Origin of the sequence: Cupriavidus metallidurans CH34, from assembly GCF_000196015.1 — a bacterium.
Taxonomy (GTDB): Bacteria; Pseudomonadota; Gammaproteobacteria; order Burkholderiales; family Burkholderiaceae; genus Cupriavidus; species Cupriavidus metallidurans.
On sequence record NC_007973.1, the window covers coordinates 2,260,352 to 2,278,510 of the forward strand.

At 63.5% G+C, this 18,159-nt stretch carries 16 protein-coding genes and 1 tRNA gene; 8 read left to right on the forward strand and 9 right to left on the reverse strand.

Features of this window, described 5'->3' with window-relative positions; genetic code table 11:
• On the forward strand, nucleotides 1-966 hold the full coding sequence (locus RMET_RS10420) for a radical SAM protein (protein ID WP_011516796.1): 966 nt from the start codon (nucleotides 1-3) through the stop codon (nucleotides 964-966).
• A 118-nt stretch (nucleotides 967-1,084) separates the two neighbouring features.
• Nucleotides 1,085-2,266 carry an NAD(P)H-dependent flavin oxidoreductase gene (locus RMET_RS10425; protein WP_011516797.1) on the forward strand — a complete coding sequence of 394 codons (1,182 nt, stop codon included), beginning with the start codon at nucleotides 1,085-1,087 and terminating at the stop codon, nucleotides 2,264-2,266.
• Nucleotides 2,267-2,269: 3 nt separating this feature from the next.
• Here RMET_RS10425 and RMET_RS10430 read toward each other — a convergent pair whose 3' ends face one another.
• The gene (locus tag RMET_RS10430) at nucleotides 2,270-3,604 is read right to left on the reverse strand and encodes a hypothetical protein (protein ID WP_011516798.1); all 1,335 of its coding nucleotides are present in this window, start codon (nucleotides 3,602-3,604) and stop codon (nucleotides 2,270-2,272) included.
• Between the two features lie 16 nt (nucleotides 3,605-3,620).
• Complete coding sequence (locus tag RMET_RS10435) at nucleotides 3,621-4,067, reverse strand: hemerythrin domain-containing protein (RefSeq protein ID WP_011516799.1); 447 nt, start codon at nucleotides 4,065-4,067, stop codon at nucleotides 3,621-3,623.
• Between the two features lie 250 nt (nucleotides 4,068-4,317).
• On the opposite strand from RMET_RS10435, the gene RMET_RS10440 reads away from it, so the two are divergent.
• Both RMET_RS10440 and RMET_RS10445 read left to right on the forward strand, forming a co-directional pair.
• The gene (locus tag RMET_RS10440; RefSeq protein ID WP_011516800.1) at nucleotides 4,318-6,333 is read left to right on the forward strand and encodes a type IV pili methyl-accepting chemotaxis transducer N-terminal domain-containing protein; all 2,016 of its coding nucleotides are present in this window, start codon (nucleotides 4,318-4,320) and stop codon (nucleotides 6,331-6,333) included.
• Nucleotides 6,330-6,983 carry a response regulator gene (locus RMET_RS10445; protein WP_008643789.1) on the forward strand — a complete coding sequence of 218 codons (654 nt, stop codon included), beginning with the start codon at nucleotides 6,330-6,332 and terminating at the stop codon, nucleotides 6,981-6,983. Before RMET_RS10440 ends, RMET_RS10445 begins: the two co-directional genes overlap by 4 nt.
• 61 nt (nucleotides 6,984-7,044) lie before the next feature.
• Here RMET_RS10445 and rpiA read toward each other — a convergent pair whose 3' ends face one another.
• Nucleotides 7,045-7,731: a ribose-5-phosphate isomerase RpiA gene (rpiA, locus tag RMET_RS10450; protein ID WP_011516801.1), complete on the reverse strand. Its 687-nt coding sequence runs from the start codon at nucleotides 7,729-7,731 to the stop codon at nucleotides 7,045-7,047.
• Between the two features lie 118 nt (nucleotides 7,732-7,849).
• Here rpiA and tal point away from each other — a divergent pair, with 118 nt between their 5' ends.
• Nucleotides 7,850-8,806, forward strand: a complete 957-nt coding sequence (gene tal, locus RMET_RS10455) for a transaldolase (RefSeq protein ID WP_011516802.1) — start codon at nucleotides 7,850-7,852, stop codon at nucleotides 8,804-8,806.
• A 63-nt stretch (nucleotides 8,807-8,869) separates the two neighbouring features.
• On the opposite strand, the gene RMET_RS10460 is transcribed toward tal, so the two are convergent.
• The 3 genes from RMET_RS10460 to rnr are packed head-to-tail and all read right to left on the reverse strand — an operon-like array spanning nucleotide 8,870 to nucleotide 13,024.
• Nucleotides 8,870-9,604 carry an SIR2 family NAD-dependent protein deacylase gene (locus RMET_RS10460; RefSeq protein WP_011516803.1) on the reverse strand — a complete coding sequence of 245 codons (735 nt, stop codon included), beginning with the start codon at nucleotides 9,602-9,604 and terminating at the stop codon, nucleotides 8,870-8,872.
• Between the two features lie 2 nt (nucleotides 9,605-9,606).
• A complete protein-coding gene (rlmB, locus tag RMET_RS10465) occupies nucleotides 9,607-10,350 on the reverse strand; it encodes a 23S rRNA (guanosine(2251)-2'-O)-methyltransferase RlmB (protein WP_011516804.1) in 744 nt (247 codons plus the stop codon).
• A 43-nt stretch (nucleotides 10,351-10,393) separates the two neighbouring features.
• On the reverse strand, nucleotides 10,394-13,024 hold the full coding sequence (gene rnr, locus RMET_RS10470) for a ribonuclease R (protein ID WP_011516805.1): 2,631 nt from the start codon (nucleotides 13,022-13,024) through the stop codon (nucleotides 10,394-10,396).
• Nucleotides 13,025-13,093: 69 nt separating this feature from the next.
• Here rnr and RMET_RS10475 point away from each other — a divergent pair.
• The 3 genes from RMET_RS10475 to RMET_RS10485 all read left to right on the forward strand — a co-directional run bounded on the left by RMET_RS10475 (nucleotide 13,094) and on the right by RMET_RS10485 (nucleotide 14,553).
• A tRNA-Leu gene (locus RMET_RS10475) sits at nucleotides 13,094-13,180 on the forward strand.
• Between the two features lie 263 nt (nucleotides 13,181-13,443).
• On the forward strand, nucleotides 13,444-13,878 hold the full coding sequence (locus RMET_RS10480; RefSeq protein ID WP_011516806.1) for an Rrf2 family transcriptional regulator: 435 nt from the start codon (nucleotides 13,444-13,446) through the stop codon (nucleotides 13,876-13,878).
• A 63-nt stretch (nucleotides 13,879-13,941) separates the two neighbouring features.
• On the forward strand, nucleotides 13,942-14,553 hold the full coding sequence (locus tag RMET_RS10485; protein WP_011516807.1) for an NAD(P)-dependent oxidoreductase: 612 nt from the start codon (nucleotides 13,942-13,944) through the stop codon (nucleotides 14,551-14,553).
• A gap of 129 nt (nucleotides 14,554-14,682) precedes the next feature.
• On the opposite strand, the gene RMET_RS10490 is transcribed toward RMET_RS10485, so the two are convergent.
• From RMET_RS10490 to RMET_RS10500, 3 genes are all read right to left on the reverse strand, one after another.
• Nucleotides 14,683-15,252, reverse strand: coding sequence for a phosphoribosyltransferase (locus RMET_RS10490; protein WP_029307566.1), 570 nt, complete (start codon nucleotides 15,250-15,252; stop codon nucleotides 14,683-14,685).
• Between the two features lie 126 nt (nucleotides 15,253-15,378).
• A complete protein-coding gene (locus RMET_RS10495; protein ID WP_011516809.1) occupies nucleotides 15,379-16,722 on the reverse strand; it encodes an adenylosuccinate synthase in 1,344 nt (447 codons plus the stop codon).
• Nucleotides 16,723-16,901: 179 nt separating this feature from the next.
• On the reverse strand, nucleotides 16,902-18,053 hold the full coding sequence (locus RMET_RS10500) for an ATP phosphoribosyltransferase regulatory subunit (protein ID WP_011516810.1): 1,152 nt from the start codon (nucleotides 18,051-18,053) through the stop codon (nucleotides 16,902-16,904).
• Nucleotides 18,054-18,159: the final 106 nt, after the last annotated feature.

Here is an 18,159-nt window from a genome sequence, read left to right on the forward strand (position 1 = left end):
ATGCTCCGCGTGTCCCGATTCATGGAAGCGCTGTGCGACGGCGCGCCAACCTCCGCCCTGCCCCGCGATCGCCGCAATGACGAAAGCCCCGTTGTCATCTGGCATCCGTGCGCGCACGACCCGTCCACGGCCGGCACCGGCACCGGCACCGGCACCGAACTCGATACCACCGAGTCCCTGGCGTTGCTCGAGCAACTCCATCTCGCCCGGGTTCGCTCGCTGATCCTCTCTGGCAGCGATCCGATGGCACGCTCCGACTTCTTCAAGATCATCGCCCGGGCCCGCGAGCTGGACCTCAATGTGCTGCTGTCCACGGACGGTAGCCGCCTGACAGGCATGAACGCCGTCAAGCTGGCTGCCTATGGTCTCGACTACGTCGGTATCCAGATCGACGGGCTGCAGTACACGCACAACCATGTGCAACGCTCCCGCCACGCCTACCAACGCGCCTTGCGCGGCCTGCGTGCTGCCCGCAACGCCCACCTGAGAGTCGGGATGCGCATGACACTGAGCCCGATGAACGCTGCGGAGTTGCCCGCGGTGGTGGCCCTGGCGGACAGCGAGCGCATCGACAGGTTTCATCTCTCTCAGCCCTGCCCTGCGGACTGCGCGCACGACTCCGCCCAGAACACATCACTTCGTGACATGACGCGTGCTTCGCTCGAGTGGCTGTTCGATTATGTGTGGATGCGAGCGCAGAAAGGCAATGCAGGCGACTTCGTCACCAGCCAGCACGCGGCCAGCAGCGCCTATCTGCTGCATTGGGTCTCAACACGCGCGCCACACCATCTGGCGGCCATTCGCGAGCGTATCGCGTGCGCCAGCAAGGCCAAGGGCGCTGGCATCCTTCTGATCGATGCGCTCGGCCGCGTCCATCGGGGCTCGGCTCGGCTCGATGAAACTTGCGGCAATGTACGCGAACGACCGTTCAGCGACATCGCCGAGCAACGCTTGATCCACGCGTAGTTCGCCAGAGCTACGCCGATAGTACGCGCCAGCATCTACTTTGATATTCGACAAGAGTGGGACACGGAGCCTGTGCCACGCTTGCCCGTCACTACTACGCATACAAGGTGAATTCAACATGACAGAGCATTGGCTGACGCTGGCCGGCCGGCGATTGCTGCCGATCGTGCAGGGCGGCATGGGCATCGGCATTTCGGCGCACAGGCTGGCGGGAACCGTTGCCAGTCAGAACGGCGTTGGCACCATTGCCAGTATCGACTTGCGCCACCATCATCCCGACCTGATGGCGCAAACCGCCGGTACGCGTGACAAGGCACGCATCGAGGCCGCCAACCTGGTGGCGCTGGACCGCGAAATCCGCGCCGCGCGCGAACTCTCGGAAGGACGTGGCCTGATCGCCGTGAACGTGATGAAGGCCGTCGGCTCGCACGCGCAACTGGTTCGTCAGGCTTGCGAGAGCGGCGCCGACGCGATCGTCATGGGTGCCGGCCTACCGCTGGACCTGCCCGATCTCGCCGCCGACCACCCGAAAGTGGCGTTGATTCCGATCCTCTCGGAATCGCGTGGCATCGGACTGGTAATCCGCCGCTGGATGAAGAAAGGCCGACTGCCGGACGCCATCGTGGTCGAGCATCCCGCCCATGCGGGTGGCCACCTCGGTGCGTCAGCCATCGAGGATATTGGCGACGACCGCTTTTCGTTCGACCGTGTGCTGGACGAGTGCCGCGAGTTGTTCAAGACGCTGGGCCTGACGTGGGGCAGCATCCCGCTGATTCTTGCCGGCGGCATGAACAGCCACACCAAGATCCGGCATTGGCTCGACAAAGGCGCCGCTGCGGTGCAAGTCGGCACCGCCTTCGCCGTCACAGAGGAATCCGACGCGCATCCAGCCTTCAAGCACGTACTGGCCACGGCGCGCCCGGAAACGTTGCGCGAATTCACGAGCGTAGCCGGTCTGCCCGCCCGTGCCGTGCTGACGCCCTGGCTGGCGAAGTACCTATCTACAGAGAGCCGCTTGCAGCGCCGTGCGAAAACGCGCGATTGTCTGGAAGGATTCGATTGCCTGCAGGCCTGTGGCCTGCGAGATGGTATCGCCCGTATCGGCCAGTTCTGCATCGACCTCAAACTGGCACAGGCAGTGCGTGGCGATGTGGAGCGTGGCCTGTTCTTCCGTGGCAAGGGCACGCTACCCTTCGGCGAGGCGATCCGTCCGGTTGCGGACCTGATGCACTATCTGCTGACAGGCGAGAAGCCGGCGGATCTGACCGAAGATACCGCCCGCGCCGTCAGCATGGCTTGATGCTCAGTTCGGCGGAACACCATGTTCCGCCACGGCTGCCGCCACCCGTGGTGGCAGCCCCCCCTGTTTGCGCATGACGCGCATACAGCGCAAGGCACGCAGCAATTGCACGCCCAGCCATCCGTTCGTGATGGCGAACAGTACACCGCCAACCTTCGCCAGCAACCCCGGCGCCAGCGGCACGGCCAGCAGCACCAGGAATGCCGCCAGCACCATCCACCCCTGCCTCTTCTGACTGTCCGGCGAGATGATCACCTGCATCGCCGGGACGCGCGCGCGTGGCGGCAACAGCCGGCGTAGATGCAACCAGACGAGAAATGGCACGATCTTGCCCAGCATCGCGTTCACGGGCAGCACCCCACCCCCAATCAGCGCCAGCACGCCGATGCACCACTGCGCCGCAGCCGGCATCTGATCCGGCATCAGAGCGCTGGCGGTCACCAGCAACGCAGCCAGCAGTAGGCTCAGGGCGGACACTGGCCATAGCACCCACTGCGGGTCATGTCGCCGCCTCGCTCGCCATACGGCTTTCAATGCGCAGGCGCCAAGCACCATGGCGAACAGGAGCCAGGGCACGAGCGCGAAGCGCTCGACCGCCCCGCCCGGCCGCGCAATCACGACAATGCTAAAGATCAGCAGCAGTAGCCAATGTCCGTAAGGCAAACAGCGTTCGAGCCAGGACGGCAGACGCTCCGTCTGCCAGAACATCGGTAGTACGGTGGTAGCTACGCCGCTCACCAGCGCCGCCAGCCAGCCGCCGAGCCCCCAGGCGACATGCAGCGCCAGCACCTGTTCGGGCGCCACCGTCCACATGCCGCCGAACAGGCCAGCCAGCGCTGCACCGCCCAGTGCCGTAACGATCAACGGGGCGCCGATCCATGCCAACGTCCGCGTGGTTGCATCGACTGCGGCGACCCTGAGGCCCGCCGCCAGCAATAAGAGGCCTGCGAGCGTCAGGAACGTCCCACCGGTCGCGACGGCCCAGCGAAATGCCGTGGCGCCGCTACCAAGGAATCCAGCCGCGAGCGCGGCGGCGGTCCCGGCTCCCGCTGCGGCGACGAATGGTGACACCAAGCCCGCGAACGGAACGGATACCCCGGCAACGACCGGCATCATCTGGAACAAGGCGCCGAGCATGACCGGCAACAACATCCCTAGCGCCAGTGCGTGGACAGCCGCCAATGCCAATGGCGCAAAACGATCCGGCAGCGCGTCGACCGGGCCAAGTACCAGCAGCAAGCCAGCTACCACGCCAAGCCAGGGCGCAGGCATCAGGCATCCAAACACCAGGCCGGGACGCGGTGCACTCGCGTAGTCGAGGTTGACGGCTTTCACCATGGCGCGATTCGAGGTCTCAAGGGTGAGCGGCTGGTCCCGACGCGAAATCCGCCAACAGCGTGTCCAGCCCCTTCACCTGGGCCTGACACATCGGAAACAGTACATTTTCTTCCTTAACGTTGTGCTGCTGCAGAAGAACAACCAGGGTATCGAGTTCGGCCGCCAGCGCGGCAACATCCTTCAGTTCCAGCCATTCCCGCGCATTGTCCAGCAGGCCACGCACCTCATCATGTTCATGGCGCATCACCGCGGTGGGGCCATTGCTAAACCCCACAGCTTGTTCGAACGCCGGAAACAAGCGCTGTTCTTCGGTACTGAAATTGCCCTGCAGGGCGAATTCCAAGCGCGCAAACGCACCGGCTGCGGCATCCCAGTCTTTCGCGCGCACGCAGGCTTCAACCTGCTCGATGGCTTCGTCGCAATCACGGTGTTGCCGCACCAGCGTGGTGATGGTCGTGGACATGTCGTTTCTCTCGATCTCATGGTTTGATATGGCAACGATGCTAGGGGCACGTTAACAGCATGGATTTGATCGGGACCAAAACTCGCTGACATACCACGTGCCCCGTTGAGCCTATTGAAACCAAAGACTCCCTTGATCTAGCGCAGTAGAGCCACCATCACACGCTGGCACAATTTGCGGCAGGGCCGCCCGTCCCCACTCATACTGCAGTATCACCCTGCAATATCACCCGCCGGGTCGCACCTTCCCAATGCTAGCCCCTACGAATCCAGATACCACTGCCCCCCAGCCTGACAACGCCCACGTGCCGGAAGCGGTCCGGCTGACGCCACTGCGCCACCGGCTTTCCACCCGGATCATTCTGTTGTCGTTTGCGTCACTGATGGTGGTGCTGGGCATGATCTCAGGCACGCTGTATCTCTCCTGGAAGCTGGAAGGAGCCGGCGCCGCCATCAACGACGCCGGGAGCCTGCGGATGCGCGCGAACCGGGTCGCCATTGAACTGACCCGTGCCCAAAGCGGCAGTCCCAACGATCTGGCAGGGCAAGTCGCGGCGCTGGACACCACGCTCGCGCAGTTGCGCCGTGGCAATCCGGCCCGGCCGCTATTCTTGCCCGACGAACCCGCGATCCAGGCCAAGCTCGACCTCGTCGTCACGGACTGGCAGCAGCGCCTGAAGCCGCTTGCGGTGGCCACCGCAAGCACCACGCCTGCAACGGCCTACATCGATGCCCTGCCAGTATTCGTCAATGAGGCCGACAGCCTGGTAAAACTGATCGAACGCGATAACGCGAGCAAAACCGATCTGCTGCGACTCTCTCAGGCAAGCCTTGCGATCATCGCGTGCGTTGGCACGGTCGCTGTGATCTATCTGCTCTATCTCTGGATCATTCTGCCCGTGCTGCGTCTGCAGGATGGCCTGCAGCGCATGGCTGCCCGCGAGTTCTCGCTGCGCTTGCCCATCGCCACACGTGATGAATTCGGCACGCTGAACGCCGGCTTCAACCGCATGGCCGACGAACTTCAAGAGCTCTATCAGGACCTGGCGGCACGCGTGGACAGCAAGACTGCTGAGTTGGCGCGGCAGAATCGGGATTTGGAGGCCCTCTACGACATGACCGCCTTCCTGAATCGGGCCAGCGATGCCGAGGCGATGGCACGCGGATTCCTGGAGCGCGTGATGCGCCAGTTCGAAGCCGACGGCGGGACCGTTCGTGTGATCGATGCCGCGCACGGAAAGCTCCACCGACTTGCCTCGGTGGGACTTTCGGACGCACTGGCGGAGAACAGCCGCTGTAGCGCGATTCATGACTGCCACTGCGGGGCCGCAGCTGAAGCGGGCATGATCACTGTAGCGGACCTGCGCCAGTTCGTGCGTCAGGGCTCCGAAACACAAGAATCTCCCTGTGGCCGCGAAGGTTTCAGGGGCATGGCGGCGTTCCGGCTCGACTCTCCACGCGGCACGCTCGGCACATTCACCCTGCATTTCCGCAATCCGCGCGAACTGCCACCTTCCGATCGTCAACTGCTCCAAACCCTCGCCCGCCACCTTGGCACGGCGCTGGAGCACCTGCGGCTTGCCGCCAGCGCGCGCCAGCTTGCGGTCGTCGAAGAGCGCAATCTCGTGGCGCAAGGATTGCACGACAGCATCGCGCAAGGCCTGAACTTCCTGAACCTTCAGGTACAACTGCTCGGCGATGCGGTGGAACGGAACGACAATGCGGAAACGCGCGAGATCGTGCCGCTGCTGCGACACGGCGTGGAAGAAAGCTACCAGGACGTGCGCGAACTGCTGCACAACTTCCGTTCCCGGCTGACGACGGGCGACATGCGCCCAGCGGTGGAGGACACCGTCGCGCGCTTCCGCCGCCAATGCCGTACGGACGCCAGGTTGACCATCGAAGGAAGCGGGCCGCCGCTGCAGCCGGAGCAGCAGCTACAGGTGCTGTTCATCCTGCAGGAGGCGTTGTCGAACGTGCGCAAACATGCGATGGCCGAGCATGTCACGATCTCGCTCACGCAGGGGCGCGACTTCCAACTCGTCGTCCAGGACGATGGCGAAGGATTCGATCCTTCCGAATTCGACGGCCAGGACAGCGCGCACGTCGGTCTGCACATCATGCAGGAACGGGCATCGCGGCTTGGCGCGACCCTGACGATCGACGCCCGCCCAGGGGCTGGCGTCCGCGTCGCACTATCATTGCCGCGCGGCGAAACCATGCCGCATCCAGACGAGTTGCTGGCGGCGCAGGAGTCTTCCCAATGACCATCCGTATCCTACTGATCGACGATCACACATTGTTCCGCTCGGGTGTCCGTGCGCTGCTGCAGCGGCAGAGCGATTTCGAAGTGGTCGACGAAGCCGCCGATGGCGTGGAAGGCATCAAGCGGGCCAAACAGCATCGACCGGACGTGATCCTGCTCGATCTGAATATGCCGGGCCTGTCAGGACTCGAAGCCCTGCAACTGCTGACGGAGGATCTGCCGGAATGCGCGGTGATTGTGCTGACGGTATCCGAGGAAGGAGAAGAACTGGCCAGCGCCCTGCGCAGCGGTGCACGGGGTTACCTGATCAAGAACATAGAGACCGAAGCGCTGACGAGCGCGATCCGGCGGGCTGCCGCAGGGGAACCGGTGATCTCCGACACGATGACCGCCAAGCTGGTGCAGCAGTTCAAGGCTCCGGCGGCCGCACCTGCCCTGCTAGAGCGTGGCGACGCGGCCCCTCTGACGGCGCGTGAGCGGGACATTGTGCGCGGACTGGTACGCGGCGAAAGCAACAAGATGATCGCGCGCGCGCTGGGCGTGGCGGAGAGCACAGTCAAGATTCACGTGCAGAACATTCTGAAGAAGCTCAATCTGGCCAGCCGCGTGCAAGTGGCCGTCTACGCAGTGGAGCATGGGCTCACCGCGTGAGGCATTCGAAGCCGGGGGGCCATCACCGCCCGGCCTCTCACTCATACGACGCTTATGCGATTCAGTAATCCGAGCGCTGCACGCCCTGTTCGGTACCCAGCAACAGCACATTTGCTCCGCGCAGAGCGAACAGACCAACGGTCACCACGCCGGGTAGCTGGTTGATTTGCTGCTCCAGCGCCTTCGGGTTCTCGATCTTCAGGCCCGAGACATCCAGAATGACGTTGCCGTTGTCGGTCTTGTAGATGCCGCCTTCCTTGGTCATGCGCAGACGCGGCTGACCGCCTAGTGCCGCCAGGCTACGGGCCACCGCTGCGCGTGCCATCGGGATCACCTCGACCGGCAGCGGAAACGCGCCCATCGTCGGCACCAGCTTGCTGCCGTCGGCAATGCAGACGAATCGGTCCGCCACCGAGGCAACGATCTTCTCGCGCGTCAGCGCACCGCCGCCGCCCTTGATCATCGCGCCCGAGTTGTCGATCTCGTCAGCACCGTCGACATAGACGGGAATGCTGTCGACCTCGTTCAGATCGAGCACATTGAAACCGTGCTGTTGCAAGCGGCGTGTGGAGGCCTCGGAACTCGACACCGCGCCCGAAAAGCGCTCCTTGAACGCCGCCACGGCGTCGATGAAGAGATTGGCGGTGGAGCCGGTGCCCACGCCGAGAACGGCGCCTTCGGGCACTTCCTGCTTCACATAGTCAGCGGCAGCTTGCGCGACCAGCGCCTTGAGTTCATCCTGAGTCATGACTACAGCCAGAAAAGCGTTGGGAAACGCGTAGTGTAGCGGATTGGTTCCCCATCTCCGACGTTTACGCCACGCGCCACGCCGTTACAATGGCCCCTCCCTCCGACGGAACCCAATCATGAACGAGCTTGAACAACTGAGGCAGTTCACCACGGTAGTGGCCGACACCGGCGACTTCCAGTTGATGAAGCAATACAAGCCACAGGACGCGACTACCAATCCGTCGCTGATTTTCAAGGCGGTACAGAAGCCGGAATACCGCCCGCTGCTGGAACAGGCTGTGCGCGATCACCACGGCAATTCGGGGCTCGATGGCGTCATGGACCAGCTCCTGATCGCATTCGGCTGCGAGATCCTGGCCATCGTGCCCGGCCGCGTGTCGACCGAGGTCGACGCCCGTCTGTCGTTCGATACCGAGGCCACCGTTGCCAAGGCGCGCCACCTGATCGGCCTGTACGAGCAACGTGGCGTGGCACGCGAGCGCGTGCTGATCAAGATCGCCTCGACATGGGAAGGCATCCGCGCTGCCGAGGTCCTGCAACGCGAGAACATCCGCTGCAACATGACGCTGCTGTTCTCGCTGGCGCAGGCAGTGGCTTGTGCCGAGGCCGGCGCGCAGCTGATCTCCCCGTTCGTGGGCCGCATTCTCGATTGGTACAAGAAGCAGGCTGGCGAGAAATGGGACCCCGTGGCGAACGGCGGCGAAAACGATCCCGGCGTGCGTTCCGTGCGCCAGATCTATGACTATTACAAGAAGTTCGGCTACGCGACCGAGGTCATGGGTGCCAGTTTCCGCGGCACCGATCAGATCCTGTCGCTGGCAGGCTGCGACCTGCTGACGATCAGTCCGGAACTGCTCGAGCAGCTTGCAGGCGGACAGAGTGCCGTTGCGCTCAAGCTGTCCGTGGAACAGGCACAGGCCGGCAACGTCGCGCGAATCGCCGCAGATGAACCCGCCTTCCGCTGGCAACTCAACGAAGATGCGATGGCAACGGAGAAGCTCTCCGAAGGTATCCGCCTGTTTGCAGCCGATGCGGTGAAATTGGAAAAACTCGTCGGCGAACTGGCCAGTTGAGTCGGGATCGCGGCTCTATCCAACACCTTGGAGGGAGCCGCGGATCCGCAGTCGAACAGTCGTTCAGACTGCCTGCGGCCAGAGCAACGGCAGGCATTCACCCGCCGGCGCGGGCAGGACGATATCCGCCGTCTCGTCCAGTGCTGACGGCTTCGGATTCACCACAATCACACGCGCGCCGTTTTCCTTCGCCACACCCGGCAGCGCCGCCGCCGGATACACCAGCCCCGACGTGCCCACAACCAGGCAGAGGTCACAGGACTCGGCCGCATGGTCGGCGCGGAAACGGGCCACTCGCGGCAGGTCCTCGCCGAACCACACCACGCCAGGACGCATCATCGCACCGCATATCGCGCATCGCGGGGGATCGCCCGGAATCGGCGGCACGGTATCGCAACGACCACAGCCATCAAGCCATTTGTTGGCGAAGAGGTTGCCGTGCAGCTCCACCACCTGCTCGCTACCCGCCTTCTGATGCAGGCCATCGATATTCTGCGTCACTAGCGTCATCGACTTCAGCCGGGCCAGCACCGCAAGCGCATGGTGGGCTGGATTCGGCCGGGCCGCCGCCACCAGCTCGCGCCGGTGCTGATACCACTGCCACACCAGCGCAGGTTGACGCCGGTACGCTTCTTCCGTCGCCAGTTCCTCGGGATCGAAGCGCTCCCATAGGCCGGTCAGCGCATCGCGGAACGTCGGCACACCGGACTCCGCGGAAATCCCGGCACCCGTCAGCACAAAGATCTGACGGGCCTCGGCAACCCAGCCACGCGCCTGCTCAAGGGCGAGGCTATCCATGATCAGCGCGGCAGACGGCGCTGACGCACCGCTTCGTACAGGCACACGCCGCTGGCCACCGACACGTTCAGGCTCTCGACGCCCCCCGCCATCGGAATTGCCACCAGTTCATCGCAAGTCTCGCGCGTCAGGCGGCGCATACCCTCGCCTTCCGCGCCCATGACGATGGCGGTCGGTCCCTTCAGGTCGACGTCGTACAGCGCCTTCTCGGTGCCGTCAGCCGTGCCGATCACCCAGATGCCACGCTCCTGCAGTTCGCGCAGCGTGCGCGCAAGGTTCGTCACCGTGATGTACGGCACGGTTTCGGCCGCGCCGCTGGCAACCTTCGCCACCGTGGCGTTCAGACCCACGCTACGGTCCTTCGGCGCGATCACCGCGTGAGCGCCAGCGCCATCGGCCACGCGCAGGCATGCGCCGAGGTTGTGCGGATCGGTGACGCCGTCGAGCAGGAGCAATAGCGGCGTGCCTTCGATGCCATCCAGGAGTTCGTCGAGGTTGAGCGCAAGCGAGACATCATCGGCCCGCGCCACCACGCCCTGGTGGCGATCCGTGCCGGCCATGCCGCGCAGGCGCTCGGCATCAACCGGATGCAGCGTCACGCCAAGACTCTCCGCCAGGCGGATAAAGTCCTGCATGCGCCGGTCACGGCGATTCGCTTCGATGTAGATATCGGACACGCTCTGCGCGTTCTGGCGCAGGCGTGCGTTGACGGCATGAAAGCCGATCAGGAGTTTGTGTTTGGCCATGGCGCGCATTGTACCCGCCATGGCCAACTTCAAACGCGCCAGATTAGCGCTTGCGGGCCGGCCGCGTGCTCTTGCCGGCGGGCTTGGGCGCGCGCTTGGTCGTCGGCTGCCGTTCGGTCTTCAGATGCGCCGGCTTTGGCTTGGCCGCTCGCTTTGCGGGCTTGCCTGACTGCGCCTTCTTCGCCGACCCGCGGCCATGCGGCGCATGCCCGACATGGGCGTCGCGCGGCTTGAGCGGCGTGATGACCGCCTCGAACACCGGTTGCTCTTCGATCACACGGTCGAGCGTTTCGTCGAACGATTCTTCCGGCTTCGAAGTGCCACCGAGCAACGCGGCAAGCTGGCGTCCCTTCTTGCGCGCCGGCACCGCGTGGGCAGCCGGCACCCGCGGCTGCTCGGGCACGCCGGCCCGGGCGCGCAGCGTCTTGGCGGACGGCTCCTGCACCAGACGGAAGTCGATCTTGCGGGCATCGAGGTCGACGCGCGACACCTGCACGCGCACGCGATCGGTGAGCCGATAGCGGATACCAGTCCGCTCGCCACGCAGTTCGTTGCGCGCCTCGTCGTACTGGAAATAGTCACTACCCAGTTCCGTCACGTGCACAAGGCCTTCCACATACAGCTCGTCGAGCTGCACGAAGATGCCGAACGACGTCACCGCGCTGATCGTGCCAGCGAAATCGCTGCCCAGCTTGTCGCGCATGAAGTAGCACTTGAGCCAGGCCTCCACGTCGCGCGATGCCTCGTCGGCACGACGCTCGTTGGCCGAGCAGTGCAACCCCAGTTCGTCCCAGACGCCCTCGTCGCGCTTCGCGCGCGCGGCAACGTTCTCGGCACGCTTCTCGGCATCGGCGGCCTGCATCCGGCGCGCTTTCGGCGAGATCTGCGTATTGAGCTCCGTCCCCTGGATAAAGGCCGGCCGATACTTCGTGTGCGCGAGGATCGCCTTGATCGAACGATGCACGAGCAAGTCCGGATAGCGGCGGATCGGGCTGGTGAAGTGCGCGTACGCCTCGTAGGCCAAGCCGAAGTGGCCGATATTGTCCGGGCTGTAGACCGCCTGCTGCATCGAACGCAGCAGCATCGTCTGCAACATCGGCGCATCGGGACGCGACTTGATCTTGTCCATGACCTCGGCATAGTCCGAGGCCTGCGGCTTGTCGCCACCGCCAAGCGACAGCCCAGCGGTCTTCAGGAACTCGCGCAGATTCTTGAGCTTCTCTTCGCTCGGACCCGCGTGAATCCGGTACAGCGCCGGATGCTTGAATCGCTCGAGGAAGTCGGCCGCGCAGACGTTAGCCGTCAACATGCACTCTTCGATCAGACGGTGCGCGTCGTTGCGAGTGCGCGGCAAGATCTGCTCGATCTTGCCCTGCGCGTTGCAGACGATATAGGTTTCGGTGGTGTCGAAGTCGATCGCGCCACGGGCACGGCGAGCCTTGAGCAGAACCTGGAACAGCTCATACAGGTTCTGCAGATGCGGCACCAGCTCCGCGCGCTTGTGGGCCTCGGGCCCCTTGGTATTCGACAGAACCGACCAGACCTCGTTGTAGGTCAGGCGTGCCGCGGAGTGCATCACCGCCGGATAGAACTGGTAGCCCTTGAGTTCGCCCTTGGCCGTGATCACCGCGTCGCAAACCATGCACAGACGGTCGACGTTCGGGTTCAGCGAGCAGAGGCCATTCGACAGCTTCTCCGGCAGCATCGGAATCACGCGGCGCGGGAAGTAAACCGACGTGGCGCGATCCAGCGCATCGGCATCGAGCGGCGTACCCGGCCGCACGTAGTGCGACACGTCGGCGATCGCCACGATCAGACGCCAGCCCTTTGCACGGCCGATCTTGACCTGCTCGCAATAGACGGCATCGTCGAAGTCGCGCGCATCCTCGCCATCGATCGTGACCAGCGGAATGTCGCGCAGGTCGATGCGATGATCGAGGTCGGCCTGACGCACCTCATCGGGCAACCCCTGTGCTTCCTTGACGGCAGCGGGCGAGAACTGATGCGGCACGCCATACTTGCGCACGGCAATCTCGATCTCCATGCCGGGATCGTCGATATCGCCAATCACCTCGACCACGCGGCCCACCGGCTGCACGTAGCGATCAGGCCATTCCATCAGTTCGACGCTGACCACCTGCCCCACGCGCGCCTTGCCTTGGGCCTTGGGCGGAATCAGGATGTCCTGGCCAATGCGCTTGTCTTCCGGCGCCACCACAAGCACGCCATTTTCGGACAGCAGTCGGCCGATCACGAAGCGATTGGCACGCTCCACGATCTCAACGATCTGCCCTTCCGGACGGCCGCGTCGGTCATAGCCAACCACGCGCACCTGCGCGCGATCGTTGTGCATCGCCTTCTGCAGCTCGCGCTCGGGCAGGAAGATATCGTCCTCGCCGTCGTCGCGAATCAGGAAGCCGAAGCCGTCCCGATGGCCCTGCACGCGGCCAAGCACGAAATTGGGTTGATGGGCCAGCTCATAGCGGCCCTTGCGATTGAGTTCGATCTGGCCGTCGCGTTCCATCGCGGCGAGCCGTTTCTGAAAGCCGTCATGCTCTTTGCGCGTGACGGCCAGGGCCTTGGCGATATCGCCGGCCGACAGGGGCGACCCCGAAGTTCTCAGTACGCCAAGGATTTCTTCCCGGCTGGGGATCGGATAGTTGTTCTGATTCAATTTTTCTCGAAACTGTTTGACAAACGTTTTACGGTCGCTATAATGGCCGCTTCGGTTGTTTCGACACCTGCCCAGGTGGCGGAATTGGTAGACGCACTAGGTTCAGGTCCTAGCGGTGGCAACACTGTGGAGGTTCGAGTCCTCTCCTGGGCACCAAGATTTGGCGAGAAACCCGCAACACACGTTGCGGGTTTTTTGTTTTTGCGTCGCCGAATCCTTCAAATCTCGTTCCTCTCTTTTGTTCACTCTCTCTATGGCGCAAAGCCGTGGATGAGTGTATCAGCTTCAGTGCCGATTCCGGCATTATCTCGCCACTCTCGTAGCGTCCATCACGAAAAACACGCGGTATTGCCACGCCAACTCGTCGCTTGACGCGCCGGCGATATGTAACTACCATAGTTTCACATTGAGATTTCCGTATGAGCACCAGTAGCCGGTTTGCCGTCGCCGTTCACATCCTCACCCTGCTCGCGCAGGCCGAAGGACCGGTGCCGTCGTCGATGATCGCCGGCAGCGTGGGAACCAACCCCGCACTCATCCGGCGCATGATCGGCGCGCTCACGGAGGCGGGCTTCGTCACCACGACAATGGGCAGCACCGGCGGCGCAATGCTTACGCGACCCGCCAGCCAGATCACATTGCTCGAGGTGTTTCAGGCCACGGAGACCACTGCGCTGATCACGCTGCACCAAAGCGCGCCGAATCCTGCTTGCCTGGTGGGCCGCGAGATCACCGGCACCCTGCAGGTGGTCGCCGATCGGGCGCAAGCCGCCATGGATGCCACGCTCGCGGAGATCACGATTGCCAGCATGCTCGGAGAAGTCGAACATGCCGCCCGGCGCCGCAAGCGCTGATTTTTTTGCCCGGATATGTAACCACATTGGTTTCATATCAACCACTTCCGAGAGGATACGACCATGAAGATCGCCATCATCGGTGCTACCGGCAACGTAGGTACGCGCCTGACCGACGAAGCACTCCGCCGCGGCCATACCGTCACCGCAATCGCCCGCCAGGCATCGAAACTGCCAACACGTGACGGCGTCACCACCCGCGACGCCGATGTCGCCGACGCAAAGGCACTGGCTGATGCCGTGCGCGGCAACGACGTCGTCATCAGCACCGTCCGGTTTCTGCAAGCCACAGCGGCACAGATCACAGATGCGGCCAAGACGGCCGGTATCAAGCGCCTGCTGGTGGTGGGCGGCGCGGGCAGCCTCTACGTGGCGCCAGGCGTGCAACTCATCGATACACCGGAGTTTCCGGACCTGTACAAGGCAGAGGCATCCGCAGGCCGCGATTTCCTGAACGCCCTGCGCAGCGAATCTCAGCTCGAATGGACGTTCCTGTCGCCGTCGGCACTGTTCACGCCCGGCGAGCGCACGGGCAAGTTCCGCCTTGGCAAGGAAGATCTGCTTGTCGCCGCTGACGGCAAGAGCTGGATTTCGATGGAGGACTATGCCATCGCGATGCTCGATGAGATCGAGCAGCCAAAGCATGTGCGGGAGAGATTCACGGTTGGGTATTGAATTCACCCGCGACAATCACCCGCCCCCCATTCATGAGAGACAGGATGGGAGCACGGGTCGACCAGATCGAACCCCGACGCTCCCCGAGCCCCTACCCTCCCGCACTTGCGGGAGGAGGGACGGCGGCCTTCAGGCCGCCGAATCGTCTTCCTGCAGGCTGGCGCGCTTGCCGCGCTTGAGCCAGGCTGCAAGGTTATGCGGACGCAGCGTGTCGTACTCTTCGAACGGCTGGTGAATCCAGGGGTTCGAAGGCAGGAACGTCACGTGGTAATCGGGCGTCACCTTGGAACAAGCCTTGTACCAGAGCACGGCCGAACGCACATCCGTCACCTCGGGATAGCGCTCCTTCAGGTGGCGTCCCACGCGTTCCAGCGTGACACCCGAGTCGACGAGGTCGTCGACCAGCAGGATCCTGCCGGACAGATTGCCACGCGTCATCGTGATGTACTGCGCGATATCGAGTTCGCCCTGCTGCGTGCCCGCCGCCTCGCGGTACGAGCTCGTGGCCAGGATCGCCAGCGGCACATCGAAGATGCGCGACATCTGGTCACCCACGCGCAGGCCGCCGCGCGCCAGACACAGGATCTGGTCGAACTTCCAGCCCGACTCGTGCACGTTCAGCGCCAGACGCGCGATCAGGCGATGATAGTCGTCCCACGAGACCCACAGGTTCTCGTCATCATTGATTGGCAGGTTCATGGCGTCTTTTCTTGTATCGATGGCCAATGGATAAAGCATCGGCCCGCATATCGCGGGCCGAGGACTATCTGTGAGGCCGTGGCGCTCGTGGCGCCACGATCATGCTCACGGGGTAATGCAGGCGGGTCAGGCGACCTGGTACGGATGGCGCAGCAGAATCGTCTCGTCGCGGTCCGGACCGGTCGACACCATGTCGATCGGAATGCCGACCACTTCCTCGATTCGCTTCAGGTAAACGCGTGCCGCTTCGGGCAGCGCATCCCAGGTCTTCACGCCAAAGGTCGATTCGTTCCAGCCCGGAAACTCTTCGTACACCGGCACGCAAGCGGCCACGGCATCCGAGCCACGCGGCAGGATATCGACGCGCTTGCCGTCGAGCTCGTAGCCTACGCACAGCTTGATCGTTTCCAGACCATCGAGCACGTCCAGCTTGGTCATGCACAGACCGGACACACCGTTGATCTGCACCGAGCGCTTCAGCGCGGCGGCATCGAGCCAGCCAGTGCGGCGCGGACGGCCGGTCACGGAACCGAATTCCTTGCCGACGTTGGCCAGGCGCACGCCCACGGCATCCTGACGGGCAGGGTTGTCGTTGTCGTACAGTTCGCTCGGGAACGGACCAGCGCCAACGCGCGTGCAGTACGCCTTGGTGATGCCAAGGATGTAGTTCAGGCGACCCGGGCCCACGCCCGCACCAGCCGCTGCGGCGCCGGCCACGCAGTTGCTCGAGGTCACGAACGGATAGGTGCCGTGATCCACGTCGAGCAGCGTGCCTTGCGCGCCTTCGAACATCAGGTTATTGCCTGCCGCATTCACAGCGTACAACTCGGCCGACACATCGGCCACCATCGGCTTCAGGCGCGGCGCGAATGCCAGCGATTCGTCCAGGATCTGCTGATAGTCGACGGCTTCGGCGCCGAGGTACTGAGTCAGCATGAAGTTATGGAATTCGACGTTCTCGCGCAGACGCTCAGCGAAGTGCTTCGGATCGAACAGGTCCTGCACGCGCAGCGCGCGGCGAGCCACCTTGTCTTCGTATGCCGGGCCGATGCCGCGTCCCGTCGTGCCGATCTTGGCGGCGCCGCGGCGGGCTTCACGTGCCTTGTCGATGGCCACGTGGTACGGCAGGATCAGCGTAGCGGCTTCGGAAATGCGCAGGCGATTCTGCACCTGCAGGCCGGCAGACTCGAGCTCTTCGATTTCGCGGAACAGCGCCTCAGGCGACAGCACCACACCGTTGCCGATATAGCAGACGGTGCTTTCGCGCATGATCCCCGACGGGATCAGTCGCAGAATGGTCTTCTTGCCGCCGATGATGAGCGTATGGCCAGCGTTGTGGCCGCCCTGGAACCGCACCACACCTTTAGCATGATCGGTAAGCCAATCGACGATTTTCCCTTTGCCTTCGTCACCCCATTGGGTTCCGATCACGACGACATTGCGTCCCTGGCCTACTGCGGATGCGGACATGTTGAATTGGTCAGAAGGTTAAAAACGTATTCTACTCTCGTTGTTCTACGGTTCCCGGTTTTCGGGCACGCGTATGACAGACGATTGTTGTCCAATGCGGGCGATTACAGGCCGCCACGGGCATCAAACGTCATCTGAGAGCACCAAAAACGGCCGGATCGCACGTCCGGCCAGGAAATTCAGCGAGGCACCACCACCCAGTTTGCGCCCTGGCGCTGCAACTGCCGGTCGCAATTGAACTCGTCGAGTTCATGCGTGTGGCCCGGCAACGACTGGATCACGATCTCCCCATTGGCACGCAGCGTGGTAATGGCGAAACGCAGCGCCGGATCGGCATCCCACGGCGCGAAGATCGCCTGGGCTCGCACCTCGACAGGCGACAACGCCGCCACTTCACGCAGATCCAGCGAAAAGCCCGTGGCCGGACGAGCGCGACCAAAGGCCTCGCCCACCTTGTCATAGCGGCCGCCACGCGCCACATAGTTGGGCAAACCAGAAACATAGGCCGTGAACATCACGCCGCTGTGATAGTGGTAACCGCGCAAATCGGACAGATCGATGTTCACGCTCGCATTGCTCACCTGCGCGGCAAGCGCCGCGAGTTCGTCCAGCGCACGGCCGATGGCCGGGCTGGCAGGCAGCGTGGCGCGGGCACGCTCAATGACTTCGACACCGCCGTACAGCGTTGGCAGCGCCAGCAGCGCGTCCCGCTCGGTGTCGGGCAGCCCTTGGGTCAATTCGCGCAGGGCCGGTACATCCTTGGTTTCGAGCGCCGCAAACATCGCCTCTTCGATCTGGCGAATCGACGGCAACGCCGCCAGCAACGCCTCGAGAATACCGGCATGGCACAGGTCCAGACGAATGTCCGACAGACCAGCCACCTGCAACGCGGCCAGCATCAGTTCCTGGATCTCGACGTCGGCTTCCAACCCGGCGTGGCCATAGATCTCGGCACCGATCTGAATCGGCTCGCGCGTCGCATTGAAACCCGCCGGACGCGCGTGAAGCACATTGCCCGCATAGCACAGGCGCGTCACGCCCGGGCGGTTCAACAGGTGCGCATCGATGCGGGCCACTTGCGGCGTGATATCCGCGCGAAGGCCCAGCGTGCGGCCGGAAAGCTGATCCACCAGCTTCAGCGTGCGCAGATCCAGATCGTGCCCGGTACCAGTCAGCAACGACTCCAGGTACTCGAGCATTGGTGGCATAACCAACTCATAGCCATAGGTGCGGAACAGGTCCAGCATTCGGCGACGCAGTTCTTCGATCTTGCGCGCTTCCGACGGCAGGACATCGGCAATGTTTTCGGGCAGGAGCCAGCGGTTGGACATGGGGAATCTCTTCTATCAAAAACACAGGCGGGAAAGGTTCATGCCCTCCAGCCGGACAAAACCCCGGAAGATCCGGGGTTCTGTCGAATCACGCGATCAGGCGCCT